A 16,998-nucleotide genomic window follows, 5' to 3' on the forward strand; every position below is an offset into this window, starting at 1 on the left:
GCAGATCAATAGAGCAGGTGGCGCTGGCGCTCTGCCGACCAGGCTTCTTCATCCGGGCGTGTGATCGCTTCCAGGTCTGCCGGTTTGGCCGTGGGATCGTCGACCCATTCCCTCAGCGCCGGCCCGCCGTTGATGAGATCGATGGCCAGACGGTCGTGTTCGTACTCGTAGGGAAAGTCGCGCCACAGCGGGTACCCGGGCGCCTGCAAGCGCAGCGCCTTGAAAGCCAGGGCCTGCAGACGCCAGGGTTTGAAGGCGTGGTGGTCGTAGTGCCGAGGGTCTTCCACATGGATCTGCACACCCGCGCAGAGCTTGCCCACGTGTTTGTGGAAGGTGGGCTCGAAGAAACATTCACGCAGCACGCAGCCTTGCAGCCATTCGGGTGCCATTTTGCGCATGTCGTGCATCAACCGACTGGCGTCCATATCGGGTGCGCCAAACAATTCCAGCGGTCGCGTGGTGCCACGACCTTCTGACAAGGTGGTGCCCTCCAGCATGACCGTGCCCGCGTAGGCGCGGGCCATCCACAGGTTGGCGGCGTTCGGGCTGGGATTGACCCAGGTGCGTTCGGTGGGCCAGCCGAAACCGGGCGCGTCATCAGGCTGCCAGCCTTCCATGGCTATGACGCGGTAGTCCAGATCCAGCTCCAGCGTGGAGATGAACCAGTGGCCCAGTTCACCCATGGTCATGCCGTGGCGCATGGGCATGGGGCCGGCACCCACAAAACTCTCCCAGCCCGGGCGCAGCATGAGGCCTTCCACTGGCCGGCCGGCAGGGTTGGGCCGGTCCAGCACCCAGACGGCCTTGCCCGTGCGGGCAGCGGCTTCCAGCACATAGCGCAGCGTGGTGATGAAGGTGTAGATGCGGCAACCCAGATCTTGCAGGTCGACCAGCAACACGTCAAAGCTTTCCAGCATGGCGTCGGTGGGCCGACGCACCTCGCCATACAGGCTGAACACGGGAATGCCCAGGTGCGGGTCTGCGTAGTCGGGCGACTCGACCATGTTGTCCTGCTTGTCACCGCGCAAGCCGTGCTGAGGGCCGAAGGCTGCCGTCAGGCGCACGTCGGGCAGGGCGGCCAGGGCATCCAGCGTGTGGGTTAGGTCACGGGTGACAGAGGCCGGGTGAGCCAGCAAGGCCACGCGGCGGCCAGCGAGTGGCGCGCGAAGGTCGGGTTCAGCGAGGAAGCGTTCGATGCCGAATTTCATGTGATGTCGAGATGGGAGTGGCGTGGGCGTGCGGGGCCGGCTATGCGTTGGGCTTCGGAGGGATCTGCAGGGCAAATCCCTGGCGGTTGTGAAAATCAGGCTTGGCACAGGGGTGGCGCAGTGCCCAGTAGGTCAGCTCGTGATCCCTGGATTCAATCACGGCAGTCAAACCGACATCCAGCGTCTCACGGGAGCCGGTTGACCGAAGCGCTGCCACTGGAATACAGGCTTCGAGCACGAAGGCATCCGGGAAGCAATGCCACGCTACCGATGGCTGGGAATTGGATGTCGTTGCCTGCGCGGACTCTGAAACTGTATCGCGCACACGTTCGTCGCTGAACAGGTAGCTTGCCCACTGGCCCGAGGGGGAAAAATTGAACTCCTGATAGGCGAGGGAACCGCTCGGTCCGACAAATGCTTCAAAGCAGGTGTGTTGCCACAGGCCGTCAGCGGGTCCTGGCGCCACAGGTGTCGGGATGAGCAATGCATCAAGATCGCCTCGCAGTTCATAGCGAAGACTCCAACCTCCACCCGGCAGATTCGTCGCGGCTTCCACCGACACCGTGATCGACAAAGAAAAGCCACCCGGCATGGCAGGGTGGCTGATCAGTGGCTGCGATGGGACCAGCCAGCGCGCAGCTTCAATGCGTCGGGCGGATGGGGTTGGGCAAAGCGATGTCACAGGCGCCATTCTGGCAGGCGCCGAGCTTCAGTTCATGGCTGGTAGCAACGACCGCTGGGGTCCACTTCGATGCGGATCAATTGACTGCCGCCTCTGCCCCAGTCGTTGCCACCGGTGAAGGTCAGACAGCCTTCACCCCTGTAGAACGTGATCATGCGGCGCGCATCGGTGCCGAAATAGAACGGAATCCAGCGCTTGCCGGTTTCGTGGGCATGCATGGCGTCAGGAATGCCGATCAGGCGCTGAACAGGCAGTGCCTCCATACCGATCTGCAGTTGGGCAAAGCGGCTACCCGGGGCGGCAGTGCCCACGATTTCGCCTTCGAACGAGCCGTCTTTGGAGGGAACGATGCGCCTTTCACCCGTCCCGACCGTGCCTGCGGTGCTGGCTGCTCCCGGGTTGGAAGCAGAGGGTCTTGCAGGTTCGTCCAATGACACGGTGGCACAGCCCGCCACCAGTGAAGCCACGAGGATCAACGGAAAACAAAGGCGAATGGCATGCATGCAGGAGGGTCCTTGAAGGTGCTTTTGGGTGGGCGGGTGAGCTTGCAGATTCGTGGTTGCTCATGGCCTGTCGGGCAGGTTGACCCACCATTTTAGGGAGTGTGGGGCTGTATGACGCCGATCACCGCCCCACGGAAGTAACAGTCTGCAGCGTTGGCTGCAGGGTGAATCCCGCCAGCCTCAGTCCGGCCTGTACTGCAATGATGTGGCGCTGGTGTCCACCTCAGGAAACGGAAGCGCCGGCAGCACCACCACAGGAGAGAATCCGCCCCCTTCGGTTCGGAAGTTCGTGGTTTGCCCTGACCAGGTTCGAGCGGCCAGCAACTGCACTTCGCCTCTGTAGGTGTATGCGCGCAGGTCCACTTTCAGCCGTTTGGTCTCACCATCCACCCACACCAGCCGCTCGCTGGGGGGGACCATGGTCTGCGCCACGTAGCTGCCGGAGAGGATGTCGCCCCAGACGCGCCGCGTCAACTTGTCGCCCCGGTAGGCGGCCCGCGAGCCGAATCCTGCCGAGGGCTTGAAGAACAGCGAGCGCCGCTGTGCCCACAAGGTCTCTGCGTTCTCGGTCGTAACCAGCCGGGTCGTGGGCACCGACTGCGCCAGCACAGCCAGACTGTCTGTATCAATGCCCCATGACGCCAGCAAAGGGGCGTCTGACAGGGTGATGAGGTTGCGTTTGTCTGCGTACAACGCATGGGTGCGCGGATGCGGCGTGACCACCACCGCGCCGGCCTCGTAGGCAATTCTCAACGCCGCATGCTCATCGGCCTGCAAGTAAAAGTCGGTCAGGCGGCTGTAGACCATGTCCACCGGCATGTCGCGGGGCAGGGCGGGGTGCCAGAGTGAACCGTCGCGCCATTGCAATTCACCCGGGTCTGCAATCACCGCAAGCAGGCCATGGGCAGCCAGCAAGCCACGAACCATCTCGAATTCCGGCGCCAGGTACTGCTGAGCCGGCGAATCGTCCACGATCACGATGTTCCGCAATGAGCGCTCCGCTCGCTGAGATCGCCATTCGGCCTCGAACATGGAAACAAACGTATCGTCCTGGGCTTTGGGCGTTTCTGGAGCCTTGAAGATCTCGTCAAAGGCTTCGCAGCAAGCTCGGTGTGCGCGGGCCAGTGCCGCGTTGAGGATCGCACCGCCCGCGTTGCTGTTGATTTCAATGAGCCTGGGACCTTGGGCTGAGAGGTGGAAGTCGTAGCCCATGAACACGCCTGAAGGCCCCCAGTCCAGTCGCGCTATCGATGGTGCCTGTGCGATCGCCCGCGTCTGCCATTGCGGGCGTGCGATCACGCGCTCCAGTGCGCGCACTGTTTTGGCCAGTTGCTGACCAGTACTCGCGTCCACAAACACGGCGGTAGAGGAAAACAGGTGAGGGTGGCTTTGCGCCAGTTGGGCAACCAGCCCTTTGAGCGCAGGGTGGGTTTCCAGCTGTTCTCGCAAGCGTTCGGGTTGCAGGGTCTGGCAGGCGCAGCCCAGGTTGAGAGATTCGGCCAGGTTCATGTTGTTGTCGGGCTATCCGTTGCCGTTGCCGATGCCGCTGGGCAGAGCCGTCGCGGCGGACGCCATCTTTCAAAGGAAATTGCAGTGTTTGAGCATGCAGGTTTTCTCCTCGCCGTGCAAGAAAACCTGCATGGCTGGCAAAAAATGTCATCAAAACTTCACGCAGTTGCCACGCGTGAGTCACGCGGAATTCCCAGAATGCAGGTTCATGAACAGACACACAAACCACACGGAGCCGTCGAGCGCCCCGTTTGCGAAGGATACGATCATGAACCAGACCCGGCGTCGTCGTTTGATGCTGAACGCTTGTGGAGGCCGTTCATGAAAGAACTGCCCACCCCCACCCTGGACCTTTCGCCATTGAAGATGCCACGGCGGTGGTCTTCACCCAAGACAGATTTTGTCCCAGCGGTGGTGATCCCATCCGCGATCACGCCCGAGATCCGCAAGGGAGGCATCGAAGTGGCCTGGGCCCGGCATCAGGACGAAGTCCGCGAAGCCCAGCGGCTGCGTCACGACGTGTTCGCCGGTGAAATGGGTGCCATTCTCTCCAACGCCCTGCCGGGGCACGACGTGGACCTGTTTGACGATTTCTGCGAGCACCTGCTTGTGCGCGACAGCGAGACACGCGCGGTGATCGGCACCTACCGGGTGCTCACACCAGCGCAGGCACGCCGTGTGGGCAGCACCTACAGCGACACCGAATTCGACCTCACCCGGTTGCGGCTCATGCGTGAGCGCATGGTCGAACTGGGCCGCAGCTGTGTGCATGCAGACCATCGCCATGGCGGCGTGATCATGGCCTTGTGGGGTGCGCTGGCCGAATTCATGGTGCGCAACCAGCTGGACACCATGATTGGCTGCGCGAGCATACCGATGAATTGCCAAGGCCTGCACGGCCGGGTGGGTGGTGGGCATGCAGCCGCCAGCATCTGGCGACAGGTCAAGGAAAAACACCTCGCATCGATCGAATTCCACGTTCGCCCCCGCCTGCCCCTGCCCATCGACAAGCTGGACGACACGCTGGACGTGGAGCCGCCGGCATTGATCAAGGGCTATCTGCGCCTGGGCGCGAAGGTGCTCGGCCCGCCAGCATGGGATCCAGACTTCAACGCGGCGGATCTGCCGATGATGATGCGCATCACCGATCTGCCGCCTCGCTACCGCAAGCATTTTCTGGGGGCGTGATGAGGACCGCGTTCGAAGCACTCGGCGGCTGGGCATACAAAGCAGGGCTGCCGAACGGTTTCGAAGACGTCACCGATGAAGACGATGCGGGTCAGGGGGGGGGTGAACGCGCGCGCTTCCGGGCCGTGTTCATTTCAGACTTGCACCTGGGTACAGCAGGTTGCCAGGCCCATGCGCTGCTCGACTTTCTCAAGCACCACCCGAGCCATACGCTGTATCTGGTGGGCGACATCATCGACGGCTGGCAACTCCGCCGCAAATGGTACTGGCCCCAGGCGCACAACGACGTGGTGCAAAAGCTCCTCCGCCGGGCGCGCAAAGGTTGCAGGGTGGTGTTCGTGCCAGGCAATCACGACGAATTTGCGAGGCAGTTCCACGGGCACAGCTTTGGTGGCATCGAGGTGATCAACGAGGCTGTGCACACCATGGCGGACGGGCGCCGGTTGTGGGTGGTGCACGGTGACCATTTTGATGGTGTCATCCAGTGTGCCAAGTGGCTGGCGTACGTGGGGGACAATCTTTACGAGTTCACGCTGCGTCTGAATCGGCACCTCAATTCATTGCGCGCACGCATGGGCCTGCCCTATTGGTCGCTGTCGCAATACCTCAAGCACAAGGTGAAAACGGCCGTCAACTACGTGTCGGACTTTGAAGGCGCCGTTGCCGCGGAAGCCCGCCGGCAAGGCTACCAGGGCGTGGTTTGCGGGCACATTCACCGGCCAGAGATGCGCACCATCGACGGCACGCTCTACTGCAACGATGGTGACTGGGTAGAGAGCCTGTCCGCGCTGGTGGAGCACATGGACGGCCGGCTCGAACTGGTGCATTGGGCGCCTTTGGTGAGCAAGCAGCCGGGCACACCAGAGATGGCATCGCTACCTCAAAGCATCGAGCGTCCAGGCGAGCTGGTCTGACGGCATGGAGGGCTGCCTCACCGGACAGGGGCAACACGTTCGATGTCGGCAGCGCTGCAGGCGCAGATGGGTCTTGACAAGATGTGCTTTGACATGAAACTGTCACATAAACCCCGGTTCCCCGTTGAATAATGATGGGTTTTGTGTGGTGGTCGGTCGGGTCTTGCCGGCTTCTTTCACCCCGCAGTCCACTTTTCCCTTGGTATTCATGAGCGCGAGCAGCCCACAGACAAAAATCCCCTTCCTGGATCGCGACCACAGCATCCTGGCTTTCAACGAACGGGTGATGGACTGGGCACGCCGACCCAATGTGCCGCTGCTCGAGCGTTTGCGCTACCTGAGCATCGTCTCAAGCAACCTGGATGAGTTCTTCGAGGTGCGCATGGCGCCTCACCTGAGTGCTTTCAAGGCCAATGAACAGCGGGGTCTGTACACCGCGCAGACACACCAGCTGATTGCCGACAAGATTCACCAGCTGGTGGCGCAGCAATACGCCATTTACAACGACGAGCTGCTGCCCTTGCTTGAGAAGAAGGGCATCAAGCTCATTTCCCACGGGGAACGCAACCCCCGCCAGCGTCGCTGGATCAAGGAGTATTTCAGCCGCGAAGTGCAGCCCCTGCTGCTGCCGATTGGCCTTGACCCCTCGCACCCCTTTCCACAGGTGGCGAACAAGTCGCTCAACTTCATCGTGCGCCTCACGGGCAAAGACGCCTTCGGCCGCGAGAACGAAATCGCCATTGTCAAGGTACCGCGCATCCTCCCGCGCTTCTTTCGCATGCCGCCGGTCAAGGGGTCGAAACAGACGCACTTCGTGTCGATCTCCAGCCTGATCCGCTCCCACCTGGGTGACTTGTTTCCGGGCCGACAGGTCACAGAGTTTTCGCAGTTCCGGGTCACCCGCCACTCCGATCTGGCGGTGGACGAAGAAGAGGTGAAGAACCTTCGAACCGCCTTGCGCAAGGGGCTGCAGCAGCGCCACTACGGCGAGGCCTTGCGTCTGGAAGTCACCGCCGGTTGCTCGGAATACCTCTCGGGGTTCCTGCTGGCGCAGTTCGGTCTGCCTGAACAGGCGCTCTACCGCGTGCCAGGGCCTGTGAACCTGGTGCGGCTGAACCAGCTGATCGACCAGGTGGACGCACCCGCGCTGCGCTTCGAGCGCTACAGCGCTGGCTGGCCCGCCCAGCTCACACCGGGACAATCGTTCTTCGAACGCTTGCAGCAAGGCGACGTGCTGATTCATCAACCCTACGAGAGCTTTGACGCGGTGCTGGCCTTTTTGCGCGAAGCGGTGGAAGACCCGCAGGTGCTGGCCATCAAACAAACCATATACCGGGCAGGCGCGCGTTCTGAACTGATGAACCTGCTGCGCGAAGCTGTGCGGCGCGGCAAGGAAGTCACTGCTGTGGTGGAGCTCAAGGCGCGTTTTGACGAAGAGGCCAACATCAACTATGCCGAACGCCTGGAGTCTGTGGGTGCGCAGGTGGTGTACGGCGTGGTGGGCCTCAAGACACACGCCAAGATGCTGCTGGTCACGCGGCGCGAGGACGGGCAATTGCGCCGCTATGCCCACATGTCCACCGGCAATTACAACGCATCCACCGCCAAGCTCTATACCGACCTCAACTACCTCACGGCAGATGAGGCACTCACCGCCGACCTCGACCAGATCTTCCTGCACCTGGCCAGTCAGAACCGTTTGCCCAAGCTCAACAAGGCCTTGATCGCGCCGTTTCACCTGCACAAGGCCATGCTGGAAAAGGTCGACGCTGCGGCGGCCGCAGCGCGCGAAGGCAAGGAGGCGCGCATCATCCTCAAGATGAATGCGCTCACCGATGAACAACTGTCGCGCGCGCTCGCACATGCCTCCCAGCAAGGCGTGAAGGTCGACATCATCGTGCGTGGGGCGTGCATCCTGCCTGCGCAGGTGCCCGGCATCACCGACAATGTGCAGGTGCGTTCCATCATAGGCCGGTTGCTCGAGCACTCCAGGGTGTTTTACTTCCGGGTCGACGGCAACGAAGAGTTGTGGCTTTCGAGTGCCGACTGGATGAACCGCAACATGCTCCGCCGACTGGAACTCGCCTGGCCCGTGACCGACGCCAGCCTTCGCAACCGGATCATGGACGAATGCCTGACCGCCAGCCTGCACGACAACAAGGATGCCTGGCTGCTGCAGCCTGACGGGCGCTACGTGCCAGCCGGGCAAGGCGGCACTGTCAAGGCCCGCAGTGCCCAGCATTCTGCGCAGGCCGCACTGATGGCCCGGTACGGCAGCAAAGGTTGAACCCAGGAGCACCAATCGTGGATCTCATTCTGTGGCGCCATGCCGAAGCCCATGAGCATCCCGACTTGTTGCAGGGGGTGCCGGGCGATGCCCAGGATCTGGCGCGCCGCCTGACCTCTCGCGGTGAAAAGCAGGCCTCACGCATGGCGGCGTGGCTGGACAGGCAGTTGCCAGAGGGGGCACGGGTTTTCTCCAGCCCGGCTGCTCGCTGCGAACAGACCGTGATGGCGCTTGATCGCAAGTTCAAGCTGCGCGACGAACTGCTGCCCGAGGGCGACCCGCTGGATCTGCTGGAACTGGCTCAATGGCCTCTGGGGAAGTCACCCGTGGTGGTGGTGGGCCACCAACCCACGCTGGGGCGTGTGATTGCCCGGCTTCTGAGCTTGAACGAGGAAGACTGCTCTGTAAAAAAGGGGGCTTTGTGGTGGCTGCGCCACCGCGAACGGGGCAACGTCAGCCAGACCGTCGTGGTGACGGTACAGACGCCGGAGTTGCTTTAGGGCAAGGCTGAAAAAGCCCTAGGAGCCTGCGCGGCAGAACGACATCGGCTGCAACGCATGGGAAAAGAGCCCAATTCGCCTCCGTTTTTCCGGCTGTGGCTACGGCCACAGTCCTCAAAATCGACGCCGAATTGGGCTCTTTTCCCACGCGTTTCACTTCGATGCCTTCTGCCGCGCAGGCTCCTAGCCGGCTCGCGTGCCTGTGTGGACCTGCCCCGCGTCGCCATGGACGCATCCCGGGAAGAACCCTCGACGCATTCAGAAACCCCAGGGAGGTTTCAAAACGGTCGTTCTCAGGCTTGTGGAGCAGGGGATTTGGCCGCCAAAACCGCCTTGACGGCGGGATGAGCGCTGACAACGGGCTTGGCGACCGCTTTCACCTCAGGTGTTGCAGCAGGGTTGGCTGCTGCCTTGGTCGCAACTTTGCGTGGAACAACCGCTTTTTTCACCACGGCCTTGGCTGGCGCGGGCTTGCTCTGGACAGCCTTGGCTGCTGGCTTGCTGGCAGCGGCAGGTTTTGCTGCGGGCTTTGCAACGGGTTTTGCAGCCGGTTTGGCTGTAACGGATGCGGCAGGGCGACCGGTTTTCAGGGTGGGTACCGATGCCAGTGCGGCCTTGAGTGCGCCGTCATTCAACCCGGTCAGCAGCATCAGTCCCGCGCGGAGCAGCTCACTTTTCTTGACGCTGGTACCTAGCGAAATGGCGCGGGTTTTCAGGAGGTCGATGGCGGCGAACTCGGCTTTGGGGATGGTGAAACTGTCGCGAACGAGCTTTGGCTTCTTGTTGCTGGATTTGGTGTTCTGGCTGGCCATGAGGCGCTCCGGGTGGTTTGAGATGGGCGATAGTGTAAACGGTATATACGGTTTATGGATGCATGCGGAGAGCGTGATCTGCATGACATTTTCGTGACAAGTCGAATCCAGGGGCAAGGGATGGAGCGCAGGCAAACTTGTTCCTCGTGCGCCTCTTTTGCACCCTTGCGTTGAGCCGACTCAAAGGCCCTTCAGTGCCAGCTCTGTGGCCTGCGCTGCCTGTTCCAGCGCAGGCAGCAGAGCACGGGCGCGACCTGGCTGGTCCGCCTGGCGCTCGATGTCCTCGCACAGACGCGCCAGTCCCTGTGCGCCCACGTTGCCGGCAGAACCCTTGAGCACGTGCGTGGCGTGGCGCAAGGCCTGGGCGTCTTCGGCAGCGACTGCCCGTTTGATCTCAACGGTTCGGCTTCCGAGCGAGGACAGGAATTCACCGATGATCTCGCGGCGAAGACTACCTGTGGCGTCATCGAACTCTGCGAAAGCCTCCCAGCGTTCCGGGTCGATCCAGTTCTTCTCCGCTGCGTCGGTCTTGGCCTGTACGGTTCCGGAAGTGGCTTCGCTGCTCACCACGTCGAAAGCGGCAATGGGCGACTTTCGTGCTGTGAGCTGGCGCAATGTGTGCGCCAGATGCGCCAGGTTGAGTGGCTTCGGAAGGTAGTCGCTCATGCCGGCGTCCAGGCATCGCTGGCGGTCCTCGCCCAGCGAGGACGCAGAGACGCCCACCATGGCGGGTGCTTGGGCCCCGAGTTGCTCGAGGATGGCTCGTGCTGTCGCCATGCCATCGAGTTCTGGCATGTGGCTGTCCAGCAGCACCACGGCAAAGGGGCGACCCAGCTGCTGCGCCTGGGTCACTGCAGCGAGCGCCATGCGGCCATTGGCAGCAGCGTCCGGTTGGTAACCCAGGTGCTGCAGCATCGCTTCTGCCACTTTGAGGTTGATCGGGTTGTCGTCAACCACCAGGACACGCTGTTGATCGGTGGCGCAGGGCAGATCGGCCACCACAGCTGATGGAATGAGGGCGGGGTCGGCCGCCGCCGAGCGGATGGTGAAGCGAAATGTGGACCCCACGCCTGGCTGGCTGTCGACCGTGATCTGCCCACCCATCATTTCCACCAGGTGCTTGCAGATCATCAGACCCAGCCCGGTGCCGCCATACACGCGTGTGGTGGACGTGTCACCCTGTGCAAAAGGCTGGAAGAGCGCGCCGATGCTGTCCGGCTTGATGCCCACGCCCGTGTCGCTCACGCTGAAGTTCAGAACGGTGCCATTGGCATCGGGTTCCTGCCAGACCCGCAATGTGACCTCGCCCTGGTTGGTGAACTTGATGGCGTTGGACAGCAGGTTGATCAGCACCTGGCGCAATCGCGTGATGTCCCCGATCACAGCTTGCGGCACATCTGCTGCAATGTGCAAGGTCAGGTGCAGCCCTTTTTCCTGGGCGCGCAGCAACAGGATGTCGTGCGCCTGCTTGATGGCGGCGCGGAGATCGAAGGCCTGCTGTTCCAGTGTGAGCTTGCCCGCCTCGATGCGCGAGAAATCCAGAATGTCATCGACCACGGACAACAGCTGTTCGCTCGACACTTTGAGCACACCCAGCAAGTCTTGCTGGGCTTGCGTGAGCGGTGTTTCATTGAGCAGGTCGCTCATGCCGACCACGCCATTGAGTGGCGTGCGAATTTCATGGCTCATGACCGCCAGGAATCCGGCTTTGGCCTTCACGGCGGCCAGCGCTTCTTCTCGCGAAGCCGCCAGTTCGGCGGTGCGCTGCCGAACCCGCTCTTCAAGCAACAGTGCGGCTTCGCGCAACTGCTCGTTCTTCTCGCGTATCTCGCGGGTGGAGCTTTTCAAGGACTGGGCACTGTCATGCAGCACCTTGGACAGCAGGTGCACCTCCTTGAACCCGGCTTTCTGTTGCACCACTGGCACCTGACCCGCGCCCACAGCGGTCGCAGAAGCGATGAGCAACTGAAACTGCCCCGACAGACCTCTGGCCACCATGTAGGCAAGAACACCTGCAAGGGCAATGAGTGCAATCAAGGCACCCAGCGCCACTTGCCGGGCCTGGATGACCTGGTGGGTGAAATCCGATTCGGGGGCCACCACGATCAATTGCCAGTTCAGGTTGTACTTTTGGCCGAACGGACGCTGCAGGGCGATCAGACGGTTGGAGCCCAATCCCAGCCATTGCTTCCAGTCTGATGCTGTATCCAGCCTCACCAGACCCGGGTTGTGTCGCAGGGTATCGCGGTATTGCGCGCTGAGCTGGGTGAAGGACTCACGCACCAGCAGGTCCTGGCTTTGCAGGGGTGAGAGGCGCTGGAACTTGTTGTTCACCTCGACACTGAGGTCTTCGTCCACCGAAGACGCGACAAGCAGACCCTGGCTGTCGACCAGGTAAGTCACGGCGTTTTCGCTGATACGGGAACTGCGGATCAGGTCGGTCAGGCGGGCCAGACTCATGTCGACGGCGAGCACACCCAGCACGGTGCGGTTGTCGGTGTCGAATATCGGGTGCGCCAGGGTCAGGTCAAACTGCGCTTTGACCGCCGACCGGTACACATCGGTGAACGTGCGCTGACCGGTGCTCATGGCCAGTTGGTACCAGGGACGTTTGCGCGGATCGTAAACGCTCGTTTCTGTTCGAACCAACTTGCTGCGATCGCCGGGCTGGTCGATCAGAAAGTGTCTTCGGCCGCTGTCGCCGGGCCGGATCTCGCGCACGATGAAGCCGTGGCTTTCCCGCTCCAGACCGAAGAACGAGCCGTCGGCGGTGCCCACGTAGAGGTAGGGCACGTTGGGTGACTGCTGGGTCAGCGCGTAGGCCATGGTTTCAAAAGCAGCCGTGTCCGTGAGCCAGTTCCGGGTGCGCTCGGCCTCGGCGCCGGAAGCCACAAAAGGGGGCACCAGGGCGTTCACCACCGTGTGAGATTCACCCAGGTGGGCCAGTGCACCCACGTCCACGCGATGCGCGGCCTGGCTCATGGCGTTCTCGGCCAGGGTGTTGATGGAGCGGGAGCTGTTGGTGGACAGCAGCCACGCCGCCAGCAAGGCAGGGATCAACGCCGCCAGCACCAGGGCGGCGATCAGCGTGGGGCCTATGGACAGGCGTCTGCCGAACAACAATTTCATGCGCAAGGCGTTTTCAGGAACGAAGAAAAGGCGGGTACACGCGCGTGGTCGCCAGCCACCCGAATCGACTGCTTCAGTTGGGCAAGGGCTCGACCAGACAAACGTCCATGGGATCGACGCGGTGGGGCAGGGCAAGCAGGTACCGGCGCACGGGGTGCACCGCTCCAGTGACGCTGCGCAATACCTGAGCCGACACCGTGATACCCGTCCGCCCTGGGTACTGGGCATGCTTTTGCAGTGCCACGGCATCCATCACGGTTTCGCCAACGGGCACCGATTGTGCCGCACCCCCCAGCAGACCATCGAGGCGCATCATGGCCACCGGCCCAACGTGAAGGGCCACGCCCAGGTCCACACTCTCAAGGCCGTTGCGTGGTGCCAGTGTCTGCACAAAGCTGTTCAATCCCGAAACCGCCTTGCGCAGCGCCAGCGCCGCCTTGGCGGCCCGCAGGCCATGTGGCGACGATGTGGGCGCAGCGGAGCCGTCCGCAAACACGGCGACCACACCATCACCCAGAAACTGCAGGCTGTGTGCGCCGAACAGGAACACGGTGTCGCCACAGCTGTCATAAAACCGCTTGAGCAGTTGCGCCATGTCCTGAGCGCTCAATGCGCTGTTCCATGCCCCGTGATTCACCAGGCCTGCGCTGAGCACGGTGGCCTGATCATGGTGGCTGGCCTTGCGTGCTGTGCCTCCGCCTGGCCATTGCTCGTTCAGGGCGCGCGCCAGACGCTCTTCATAGGCATCGCTGAGGTCGCGCGCCTGTGCATGGAGGGCGCCGGTCAGGGCCGCCTGAACCTGCAGGTCCAGCGACTGGGCGCGCATGTGGTTCTTGTTGACCTGGGCCATGACCGCTTCGGCCAGTTCGCGGGCACGAAAGGGCTTGGCAATGTAGTCGTCAGCACCCAGATTCATGCCATGTCGCATGTCGCGACGTTCCTGAAGGGATGTCAGAAAGATGAATGGCGTCAGTGCGCTGACCGGGTGCGCGCGCACTCGCTCCAGCAGCTCCAGACCACTGAGACCGGGCATGTCGATGTCGCTCACGATGACATCCGGGCGCAGCTTCTGAATGCTTTCCCAGGCGGTGGCACCGTCCGACACGGCGACCACATCATGACCTTTCTTTTCCAGGACCACTGTCAGCAATTTGAGCGTGCCCGGGTCGTCCTCTGCCACCACAATCAATGTCATATCGGATCACAGGTTCTTCTATTTGGAATGAACCATGCTAGCCCGGCGGTGGACAAAAACGGGTGTCAAGGGTCGCAGTGCGACCGCAATGTGTGACGGATTGCCGCCGACTGTGCGTTTGGAGCGTGCCTGGACGCTACGTGGGGGCCGTCAACCCCGCTTACCGCACGTCGGCATTGAACTTCCATGCCGTCTTCTGCCAGGCGAACACCTCTTCACCGATCAGCCAGGCCGACTGGGGATAGCGCTTGGCCCAACCGGGATTGCTTGTCAGCTTGAACGACCCCGTCTTGTAGCTCAGGCGGATCGATTCGTGTTCTGGCATCTGGCGGGCGTGACAGAGCAGCACCGCCAGACGCAGACACATCAATTGTTTGGCAAACAGCTCGTCCCCGAGCGACTGTTCCAGTTTGCGCAGCTTGCCCCGCTGGCCCAGCACCAACTGGCTCATGCGATGCAGCTCGGGAAACGAGAAGCCCGGGGCATCCACGTTGTCCAGGATGTATGCACCGTGGTAATAGGAGCGGTCGTGGGAAATGTGGGTGCCGATTTCGTGCAGGCGCGCTGCCCAGGCCAGTTTTTGAGAGTACCGCTCGTTCTGTGCGTCGACAGCAGCGACCTGCGAAAACAGCGCGGTGCTCACCGTGCTCACCCGCTGCGCCTGGGCTTCGTCGATGGAAAAGCGCTCTCCCAGCCAACGCACCGTGCGCTCGCGCACGTCGCCGCCGTCGGTTTCCCGGTCGATCAGGTCGTACAGCGCCCCCTGGCGCAATGCGCCTTGCGCCGGCAGCAATTGCTGAATGTCGAAAAGATCAAAGATGGCGCAAAGCACGCTCAGACCACCCGCAATCACGGGGCGGCGGTCGTCCTTGAGACCGTCAAGCTTGACCTGATCGACATGGCCCGCTTTGATGAATCGGTCGACAAGCCAGTTCAAACCCGAACGGGTGATCACACCTGACGCCCAGCCGTTGGCCGACAGCATCTCCATCACGGCACCCACTGTGCCTGAGGAACCGTACGCGGCGCTCCATTCAGACGGGGGGAAACTGTCCAGCGCTTCATCGAGCACCGCCTTGGCCGCCACTTCGGCTGTCTTGAAGGCGCTGGCCGAGAAAACGCCGCGGGGAAAGTACTTGCCTGACCAGGCCACACTGCCCAGTCTGTAGGACTCCATGCGGTGGGCTTTGTAGCCCTCGCCCAGAATCATTTCGGTGGAGCGGCCGCCAATGTCGAACACCAGCCGCTTTTCGTCCGATTGCGGCAGCAGGCGCGACACACCTTGATAGATCAACCGCGCCTCTTCCTGACCGGAGACCACCTCGATGGCGAACCCCAGGATGGCCTGGGCCTGCTTGAGGAAGTCGTCCCGGTTTCGCGCTTCACGCAGGGTCTGTGTGGCCACCGCGCGCACTTGCTGCTTCTTGAAACCGTGCAAGCGCTCGGCGAAGCGCGCCAGGCATTCCCAGCCGCGCTCCATGGCGGCCTGGCTCAGGTTCTTGTTTTCGTCGAGACCGTTGCCCTGACGAACGGTCTCCTTGAGGTATTCGATCCGCTCGATGTGACCCGAGTGGTAGCGGCCAATTTCCAGCCGGAAACTGTTGGAGCCGAGGTCGACCGCGGCCAGAAGCGTTCCGTTTTGCATGCGTGCTGCGTTGGCCGGCGACCGGCCCTCCGCGAATCCTGAATCTGTTGGGTTGCGGAGATTGTGACGCATCGACGGCCGGTGAACCGCACTCCGAACCGCCGTTTGGTAAATCGAAAGTGGCAGCGAAAGGGTTGCAGGCCAAAGATTTCTGGGCGCTTTCCGGGTGCCCTGCAGGTGATCAACAGCGATGCCGGGATTGGAGCTGCAGGTGCCAAGGCGCAAGCATGACAAGTCTGCACATGTCACACAGTTGTCACATTGGGCTCATAGAGTCCTGCCTAGCACTTTTCTTTTCCTTTTCCCCCAACCCCTGAGAGGACTCTCAATGAACACCAAACGCACTTTGCTCAAGACCGTGGCCGCTGCCGCGCTGGCTTCCCTGGCCATGGGTTCCGCCATGGCCGCCGACATCACGGGCGCTGGCGCTACGTTCCCTTTCCCCATCTACGCCAAGTGGGCAGAGATGTACAAGGCCCAGACCGGCACTGGCATGAACTACCAGTCCATCGGCTCGTCCGGCGGTATGCGTCAGATCCGCGCCAAGACCGTGGCCTTTGGTGCTACTGACGCACCGATCAGCGGTGAAGAGCTCGACAAGGACGGCATGGTCCAGTTCCCCGCCATCATCGGTGGAACCATTCCTGTGTTCAACCTGGAAGGCTTCGCTCAGGGTGAAGTGCGCATCAACGGCCAAGTACTGGCTGAAATGTTCATGGGCAAAATCTCCAACTGGAACGATCCCAAAATTGCCGCTTTGAACCCCGGCAAGACCTTTCCCAGTCAGGCAGTGACTGTGGTGCACCGCGCGGACGGTTCGGGCACGACCTTCAACTTCACCGATTACCTGACCGCTGTCAGCAAGGACTGGGCCGACACCGTCGGTAAAGGCGCTGCCGTCAAGTGGCCAGCTCCCACCTCCATCGGTGGCCGTGGCAACGAAGGCGTGGCCGCCAACGTGAGCCGTACCCGTGGTGCCATCGGCTACGTTGAGTACGCCTACGCCAAGAAGAACAACATTCCATACATGTCCATGCTGAACGCCGATGGCCAGTATGTGCGTCCGGACGAGAAGTCGTTTGAAGCTGCAGCTGCCGGCGTGGACTGGTTCAGCGTTCCCGGCATGGGCGTGTCCATGGTCAACGCCAAAGGTGCGAACAGCTGGCCCATCAGCACGGCTTCGTTCATCGTGATGTACAAAGAGCCGACCAACAAGGCCGAATCCGCTGAAGTGCTCAAGTTCTTTGACTGGGCTTTCAAGAACGGTGGCGCAGCCGCTGTTGAGTTGGACTACGTGCCCATGCCTGCCGCAGTGACGCAGCAGATCGCTACCCGCGTGTGGTCGCAGATCAACAACAAGTGATAGCGGGCTGAATGCCCACGTAAACCCATCGGCTGGCTCTGGCCGGCTGATGGGTTTTTGCAG

Annotated in this window: 13 protein-coding genes; 5 read left to right on the forward strand and 8 right to left on the reverse strand. The window is 61.9% G+C overall.

From position 1 onward, the window contains the following. Positions 1 to 5 precede the first annotated feature (5 nt). The 4 genes from Q7V46_RS15870 to Q7V46_RS15885 form a co-directional block, all read right to left on the reverse strand. Complete coding sequence (locus tag Q7V46_RS15870) at positions 6 to 1,208, reverse strand: DUF1343 domain-containing protein (protein WP_304914514.1); 1,203 nt, start codon at positions 1,206 to 1,208, stop codon at positions 6 to 8. A gap of 40 nt (positions 1,209 to 1,248) precedes the next feature. Next, complete coding sequence (locus Q7V46_RS15875) at positions 1,249 to 1,770, reverse strand: DOMON-like domain-containing protein (protein WP_304914515.1); 522 nt, start codon at positions 1,768 to 1,770, stop codon at positions 1,249 to 1,251. Positions 1,771 to 1,922: 152 nt separating this feature from the next. Continuing rightward, on the reverse strand, positions 1,923 to 2,393 hold the full coding sequence (locus Q7V46_RS15880; protein WP_304914516.1) for a hypothetical protein: 471 nt from the start codon (positions 2,391 to 2,393) through the stop codon (positions 1,923 to 1,925). A 180-nt stretch (positions 2,394 to 2,573) separates the two neighbouring features. After that, on the reverse strand, positions 2,574 to 3,902 hold the full coding sequence (locus Q7V46_RS15885) for a hypothetical protein (protein WP_304914517.1): 1,329 nt from the start codon (positions 3,900 to 3,902) through the stop codon (positions 2,574 to 2,576). 321 nt (positions 3,903 to 4,223) lie between these two features. Between Q7V46_RS15885 and Q7V46_RS15890 the strand changes: the two genes are divergently transcribed. From Q7V46_RS15890 to Q7V46_RS15905, 4 genes are all read left to right on the forward strand, one after another. After that, the gene (locus Q7V46_RS15890) at positions 4,224 to 5,090 is read left to right on the forward strand and encodes a GNAT family N-acetyltransferase (protein WP_304914518.1); all 867 of its coding nucleotides are present in this window, start codon (positions 4,224 to 4,226) and stop codon (positions 5,088 to 5,090) included. Then, on the forward strand, positions 5,090 to 6,004 hold the full coding sequence (locus Q7V46_RS15895; RefSeq protein ID WP_304914519.1) for a UDP-2,3-diacylglucosamine diphosphatase: 915 nt from the start codon (positions 5,090 to 5,092) through the stop codon (positions 6,002 to 6,004). Before Q7V46_RS15890 ends, Q7V46_RS15895 begins: the two co-directional genes overlap by 1 nt. Before the next feature lie 208 nt (positions 6,005 to 6,212). Next, the gene (gene ppk1 / locus Q7V46_RS15900) at positions 6,213 to 8,291 is read left to right on the forward strand and encodes a polyphosphate kinase 1 (RefSeq protein WP_304914520.1); all 2,079 of its coding nucleotides are present in this window, start codon (positions 6,213 to 6,215) and stop codon (positions 8,289 to 8,291) included. Positions 8,292 to 8,308: 17 nt separating this feature from the next. Next, the gene (locus Q7V46_RS15905) at positions 8,309 to 8,791 is read left to right on the forward strand and encodes a histidine phosphatase family protein (protein ID WP_304914521.1); all 483 of its coding nucleotides are present in this window, start codon (positions 8,309 to 8,311) and stop codon (positions 8,789 to 8,791) included. A 293-nt stretch (positions 8,792 to 9,084) separates the two neighbouring features. Here the strand turns inward: Q7V46_RS15905 and Q7V46_RS15910 are convergent, their stop codons facing one another. From Q7V46_RS15910 to ppx, 4 genes are all read right to left on the reverse strand, one after another. Continuing rightward, a complete protein-coding gene (locus tag Q7V46_RS15910; RefSeq protein WP_304914522.1) occupies positions 9,085 to 9,687 on the reverse strand; it encodes a hypothetical protein in 603 nt (200 codons plus the stop codon). Between the two features lie 96 nt (positions 9,688 to 9,783). Further along, positions 9,784 to 12,732, reverse strand: a complete 2,949-nt coding sequence (locus Q7V46_RS15915; RefSeq protein WP_304914523.1) for a hybrid sensor histidine kinase/response regulator — start codon at positions 12,730 to 12,732, stop codon at positions 9,784 to 9,786. 73 nt (positions 12,733 to 12,805) lie between these two features. Then, positions 12,806 to 13,927 (reverse strand): response regulator, encoded by a 1,122-nt coding sequence (locus Q7V46_RS15920; protein ID WP_304914524.1) that lies wholly within the window; start codon positions 13,925 to 13,927, stop codon positions 12,806 to 12,808. Positions 13,928 to 14,087: 160 nt separating this feature from the next. Next, positions 14,088 to 15,572, reverse strand: a complete 1,485-nt coding sequence (gene ppx, locus Q7V46_RS15925; RefSeq protein ID WP_304914525.1) for an exopolyphosphatase — start codon at positions 15,570 to 15,572, stop codon at positions 14,088 to 14,090. A 328-nt stretch (positions 15,573 to 15,900) separates the two neighbouring features. Between ppx and pstS the strand changes: the two genes are divergently transcribed. Beyond that, on the forward strand, positions 15,901 to 16,935 hold the full coding sequence (pstS, locus tag Q7V46_RS15930) for a phosphate ABC transporter substrate-binding protein PstS (RefSeq protein WP_304914526.1): 1,035 nt from the start codon (positions 15,901 to 15,903) through the stop codon (positions 16,933 to 16,935). Positions 16,936 to 16,998: the final 63 nt, after the last annotated feature.

It is taken from the genome of Hydrogenophaga sp. (genome assembly GCF_030651625.1).
Classification (GTDB): Bacteria; Pseudomonadota; Gammaproteobacteria; order Burkholderiales; family Burkholderiaceae_C; genus Hydrogenophaga.